Below are 5,893 nucleotides of genomic sequence, written 5' to 3'. Positions count from 1 at the left end.
TTGCGGACACGGCCTAGGGCGTGCCCCCGCGTCAGCCCCTGGGTGCGGCCCACCAGGAGGCCGAGGCGTCGCGCAGGGTGTTGGTGCCGCAGTGCACCTCGCCCATGCCGAGGTGGTACGTGTACCAGTCGTCGATGTAGGACACCTTCAGGCCCGCCCGCCGGTAGACGGTGCCGACCGCCTCGGTGAAGATGTCCTTGCCGCCGATGACGGGACCCCACTGGCGCGGGGCGAGGTAGCGGTCGCGGCCGAGGAGCACGCCGTTGACCGCGCCCGGAACGTACGCACTGGTCATGACCGTCGCCCGGGCCGCCTTGGCGGTGGCACGGTCACCGTCCTCGGCGAGCCACTTCTGCTGGCCGTGGTCCTGGAACGTGTCGGCGAGGGAGGAGCCGCCCAGCCGCGTCAGCCGCGGCAGGGGGACCTCCGTACCGTCGGCGGCCCGCGTCTCGGCCTCGCGGGTGTAGAGGGCCGGCACCCGGACGATCTCCGCGTCGGTGACCCCCGTCTCCCGCTTGAGGATCTCCAGGTTGGCCGCGATCCGCTCCGCCGCCATGGTGTTGTCGGCGACGAAGTACCGCGAGGCCAGCGCCTGGTCGATGGTCTCCTTCGGGGCCGGCGCACCCGCGAGGCCGGGGACGGAGAACATCCTGGTGGTGCCGTGGCCGTCCCGCTGGGCGTCCCTCAGCAGTCGCAGCCCGGCCTGCGGGTCGGCGATCCCGATCCGCCAGCCGCGCGGCGTGCCGGCGGGCAGGAACTGCACGAACTCGTCGACGTGCCCGACGCCGAGCCACGAGGTGTCCAGCAGCAACGGGTCCTGCAATCCCTGGGACTTCAGCAGGGTGCGCATCGCCGGCGACGGCTTCTCCCCGCTGTCCTTGCGCCAGCCCATGATGATCCGCCCGGCGGGGAAGGAGCGACCGCCGTGCGCGTACGGCGGGACGGTCTCCAGGTTGCCCATGGAGTTCAGCGACCAGTCGTCCGGCTGGGCCCGGTCGGCGACCTGGACGACGCCGACGTCCCGGCCGCGCACCTTCTCGAACAGCTCCCGGCCCGCCTCGCGGTCCAGCTGGGCGGAGCGCAGCAGCACCCGCATTACGTGCCGCTTGCCGCCGGGCCCGGTCATGCTGACGTAGGCGGGCTCGACGAAGTCCTGCGCCCAGACGTCCCCGTACTTCTCGAAGGTCACCAGCGGCTTGGTGATGCCGGCCGCCTTGACCTCCTTCGCCAGGTCGGAGACGAACTTCCGCTGGAGCCGGCCGTACTCGCCCGCGCCGCGCACCTGGGTGACCATCACCTGCTGGGTGTTCTGCAGATGGTGGTGGGTGAGGAGCGGGGCGACCCGCAGGGTGACCGAGTCGGAGGTGGTCCGGCCGCCGGACGTCACCGACAGCCGGATGACCGTCCGGCCGTCCCACGTGGCGCGGTCCCGGATCACATCGGTGGCCTCGACGCCGAACTCCACTCCGGAGCGCAGCTCGGCTGCGGTCAGCCGGGTGGCGGACGTGACCAGGGCCCACTTCCCGGAGCGCTTGACGAAGACGTGGGTGTGCTTGGCGCCCGCGGTCACCTTCACACCGCCCTTGGCGTCCGCCGGCAGGCCGGACATCGGGACCGACCGGACCCGCGCGAGGTCGGCGGCGTCGGCGGTGCCGTTGACCTTGGTGTCCGAGGCGTCCTTGCAGGCGGCCAGCCTGGCGTCGGACAGCGGTCTGCCGTCCGGGCCGGTGACCGGGCAACGCTTGGTGTCGTCGTCGAGGTTGGGCAGGGCGACGGCTCCGCGGCCGACGGTCCAGGTGTCCTCACCTGCCGTGTCGGTGGTGCCCTCGACGTCGACGCGTCCGTCGCGGTTCACATCCGCGCGCAGGTCGGGCGCGGGAGCCGGAGGCGCGGCGAAGGCCGGGGTCAGCGGGGTCGCCAGCACCGATCCCGCCGCCGCGACGGCGAGGACGGCGCGCCGTACCGGCGCGGGGTGTATGCGCGTACGTGAGCGCACGGCGTTCTTCCCTTCTCGTGGGGGGTCTCGCCGTACAAGATGGGAAAGAACGCTGGTGCGTTGACTGTGCCGCGCGGAGTTCCTACCTCGGTCTGACACGACCGCGCAGACCGAGGCGAATGATCATCCCTGGAGGTGATGGAGAAGACGCCGGTGGTGCGGTAGAGGGCGGTCCCGGGTCACAGCTCCGGCGCGCGGTGCGTGGGCCGGCCGTCCACCACGGTGAGCAGGACCGGAAGTTCGGCCAGCTCGGTGTCGGACACGTCCAGCGGGTTCTCGGCGAGCACGGTGAGGTCGGCGCGGTGCCCGACGGCCGGCCGCCCGGCCGTGTGCTCCTCGCCCGCCGCCCAGGCCGGGTTGACGGTGACGCCCTGCAGCGCCCGCAGCGGGGTCAGCGCCTGCTCGGGGCCGTGCGGGGGCAGGGAGAGGTCGGCGGGGCGGCGATGGCGGGCGCCTGCCATGACCCCCAGCGGCGGGAAGGGCGCGATGGGCCAGTCGGAGCCGAGCACGACCCGGGCCCCGGCGTCCCACAGGTCGCGGCAGCGGAAGGCGCGCGCGGCGCGCTCCTCACCGAGCCGGCGGGACCAGTTGTCGGTGTGGTCGGCGCGGGTGAACTCGCAGCAGTGGGTGGGCTGCATGGAGGCGGCCACCCCGAGCGCGGCGAACCGCCTCACCGTGTCGTCGGGCACCGTCTCGATGTGTTCCACCCGGTGCCGCACCGGCCGCTCGCACGCGGCCCGCGCCTTCTCCACCGAGTCCAGCACATGGCGTACGGCGGCGTCTCCGATGGCGTGGGTGGCGGTCGCCACCCCCGCCTCGTGCAGTTCGGCGACGACCTGCGCGTACCGCTCGGGGTCCGGCCAGAAGGCGTGGGTGGACTCGCCGTGGCAGTCGGGGCGTTCCAGCCAGGCGGTGCCGTTGTCGATGGTGCCGTCCATGAAGAGCTTGACCCCGGCGACCCGCCACAGCCGTCCGCCGGTGCCCTGAAGCCGTATGAGTTCCCGTACCGCCTCGGCGTCGGCGCCCGGCTGGCACCACGGGGCCACCCGCAGCCGCAGCGGCAGGGCGTCCTCGTCCTCCAGTGCGGCGAGGGTCGCCAGGCTGTCGCCGTTCGCGTCCATGGCGTGTCCGCCGGTCAGCCCGGCCGCCGCCATCGCGTGCAGCACTTTTGCGGTGCGGGCCCGCAGTTGCGCCTCGGTGGGCCGGGGCGCCACTGCCTCGACGACCTCGCAGGCGGCGTCCTCCAGCAGCAGGCCGGTGGGCCGGCCGTCGGCGTCGCAGACGATCTCGGCGGCCTGCTCGAACCGGCGGGGGCCGGTCACACCGGCCAGTTCCAGGGCGCGGGGGCTGGCGATCAGGGAGTGCGCGTCGAACAGGTCCAGCAGGGCGGGCACGCCGTCCAGCACCGGGCCGATGGCGGCGAAGCCGACCGGCGCGCCGCCGAAGGCGTTGGGGTCCAGGCCCCAGCCGCGCAGCCAGGCGCCGGGTTCCAGCGTCGCGACCGCCTCGGCGAGGGCGGCCCGCACGGCGGGCAGGTCGCGGCAGGCGGACAGATCGACGCCCATGGTGCGCTCGGCGCCGGAGACCGGGTGCAGATGGCCGTCCGTGAAGCCCGCGGTGACCACCGCCTGCCGCAGGCCGAGCACCGTCGTGCCCGGTCCGGCCAGCGCCCGGATCTCCCGGTCGTCACCGAGGTGGGTGATGCGTCCGCCGCCCGCGGCGAGCGCGGTGTGCGGCAGCAGCTCACCGGTGCCCGGGTCGAGCAGCCGGGCGGAGAGCAGGACGAGGTCGGGGGTCACGAGGGCTCCTCGGAGGGCGGGACGGGGGATGCGTGGACAACTCAGCCGGATGGCTGCCCGGATTCGGCGACGCGGGTCAACGTGCCCTGTCGCAGACCGAGTTCGCGCTCGGCCGTGCGGAAGGCCATACAGGTCACGGCCTCCGGCAGATCCTCTTCGCCGACGTTGACGTCGACACCGAGACCGTCGAGCACGACCAGGATCTGAAGGGTCGTCACCAGTGGGTCACCGGTGCGGAACTCGCCCGTCTCCACCCCCTGCCGGATCAGCCCTTCCAGTCGTGCCCGCCAGGCGGCCTCCTGTACGGCGACGCGCTCGCGCAACGCCTCCCGGTAACGGCTGAGATGGCGGGCGTTGATCCACAGGCGGCTGATGGCGTCGTAGGACTCGCCGGTGGTGCGGGCGAGGAAGCGGGCCAGGTGCTCGGTGGGGGTGCCCTCCGGGCCCTCCTCGGGCAGGAGGGCGTCGGTCTCGGCGGTCGCGGCACTGCCGAAGGCCTCGGCGACGAGGTCGTCGGCGGACGGGAAGTAGTGACTGATCAGGCCCGGGCGGACGTCGAGTTCCTCGGCGACCCGCCGCAGGGTGACGCACTCCAGGCCCTCTCGCAGGGCCACGCCGGCCGCGGCGTCGACGATCTCCGCACGTCGGGCGGCCGGGTCCTTGCGGGTTCTTCTGCGCGGAACGCTTGACGGCATACCCCGGATGCTATTGAGTGTGCGGCCAATAAGCAACTATTGAGTGCGCGACCAATAGCAGGCTCACTGCCACGGGTCGGCACGAACCAGCTCCCCGGAGGACGCATGGTGTCCACGACCCCCGACCCGCGGCAGGCGGCAGCGCCCGGCCCGGCCCGCCATCCGCGGCAGGCGGCAGCGCCCGACGGTCCGGTCCGCATCGAGGCCCACGGCATCGACCTGATCCCCGACGGCGAACGCCGCGGTCACCCGCGCGAACTGTTCTCCGTATGGGCCGCCGCCAACGTCAACTACCTCGGCTTCGTCATCGGCGGCGCCCTCGTCCTGATGGGGCTGAGCCTGTTGCAGGCCGTCGCCGTGATCGTCGTCGGCAACCTCTTCTGGCTGCTCACCGGCCTGCTCGCGATCTCCGGGCCGGCCGCGGGCGCCCCCAGCGAAGTGATCACACGCGCGGTCTACGGCATCCGCGGGAACCGGGTGAACAACGCCGTCACCGGCTGGCTGATCTCGGTCTGCTACTTCGCACTCAACCTCGCCGCCGCCGCGACCGCCGCCTCCGCCCTGGCCGGGAAGGCGGGTCTCCCGGTCGGCACCGGCGTCCAGGTGGCCGTCGTCGTCCTCATCGCCGCGCTCACCCTGCTCATCGGCGTCTACGGCCACGCTCTGATCCTCCGGCTCTACCTGCCGATCACCCTGGTGCTCACCGCCGCCTTCGCCGTCGTCGCCGTGGCGGTCGTCGACCACGCCGACTTCGGCCACACCCCCGTCGCGCCCCTCACCGGCAGCGACCTGTGGGCCACCGTCCTCGCCGGCATCACCCTCACCGCGTCCGGTCCGTTGTCGTACACCACGAGCGCCGACTTCTCCCGCTATCTGCCGCGCACGGCCTCCGCGAAGGCGATCGCCGGCTGGACCGCGTTCGGCGCGTTCCTGCCGAGCGTCGTCGTCTGCTCGCTCGGCGCCCTCGCCGCCACGGCGGTCGACATGACCGACCCGCAGACGGCCCTGGGCGGCATACTCCCCGGCTGGTTCGAACCGCTCTTCCTGCTGGCCCTGGTCCTGGGGACCATCGCCATCAACGCGCTCACCGCCTACAGCGCGGGTCTCGCCCTCCAGGCCGTCGGCCTGCGCGTGCGCCGTACCGTCAGCGTCCTGGCCGACGGCGCCGTGGCCGTGGCCCTGACGCTGTACGCGCTGCTCGTCTCCGACTTCCTCGACACCGTCTCCGACGTCCTCCAGCTGACGGTCGTCCTGCTCGGCCCCGCGACGGCCGTCTACGCCGCCGACATCCTGCTGCGCCGCAACCGCTACGACGGGCCCGCGCTCACCGACGAGACGCCCCGCGGCCCCTTCTGGTACACCGGCGGCGTCAACCGGGCGGGCGCCGCCGGTGTACCAGAAGG

General features: G+C 73.2%; 4 protein-coding genes. 1 reads left to right on the top strand and 3 read right to left on the bottom strand.

Annotated elements, in window-relative coordinates:
• Positions 1–31: 31 nt before the first annotated feature.
• The 3 genes from CCN42_RS38570 to CCN42_RS38560 form a co-directional block, all read right to left on the bottom strand.
• Positions 32–1,996 carry a protein-arginine deiminase domain-containing protein gene (locus tag CCN42_RS38570; protein ID WP_086741872.1) on the bottom strand — a complete coding sequence of 655 codons (1,965 nt, stop codon included), beginning with the start codon at positions 1,994–1,996 and terminating at the stop codon, positions 32–34.
• Between the two features lie 179 nt (positions 1,997–2,175).
• Positions 2,176–3,795 carry an amidohydrolase gene (locus CCN42_RS38565; RefSeq protein WP_086741871.1) on the bottom strand — a complete coding sequence of 540 codons (1,620 nt, stop codon included), beginning with the start codon at positions 3,793–3,795 and terminating at the stop codon, positions 2,176–2,178.
• A gap of 41 nt (positions 3,796–3,836) precedes the next feature.
• On the bottom strand, positions 3,837–4,490 hold the full coding sequence (locus CCN42_RS38560; RefSeq protein ID WP_086741870.1) for a TetR/AcrR family transcriptional regulator: 654 nt from the start codon (positions 4,488–4,490) through the stop codon (positions 3,837–3,839).
• A 105-nt stretch (positions 4,491–4,595) separates the two neighbouring features.
• On the opposite strand from CCN42_RS38560, the gene CCN42_RS38555 reads away from it, so the two are divergent.
• Positions 4,596–5,893: purine-cytosine permease family protein (locus CCN42_RS38555; protein WP_107427720.1), on the top strand; the 1,298-nt coding region annotated here is incomplete at its 3' end.

The organism is Streptomyces glaucescens, assembly GCF_002154375.1.
Taxonomy (GTDB): domain Bacteria; phylum Actinomycetota; class Actinomycetes; order Streptomycetales; family Streptomycetaceae; genus Streptomyces; species Streptomyces glaucescens.
Note: the sequence above shows the minus strand (reverse complement) of the source record. Positions and strands in the feature narration are given on the sequence as shown.

Bases quoted from the DNA above. Each gene is read 5' to 3' on its own strand.
- CCN42_RS38560 (WP_086741870.1), bottom strand. From the start codon at position 4,490: ATGCCGTCAAGCGTTCCGCGCAGAAGAACCCGCAAGGACCCGGCCGCC.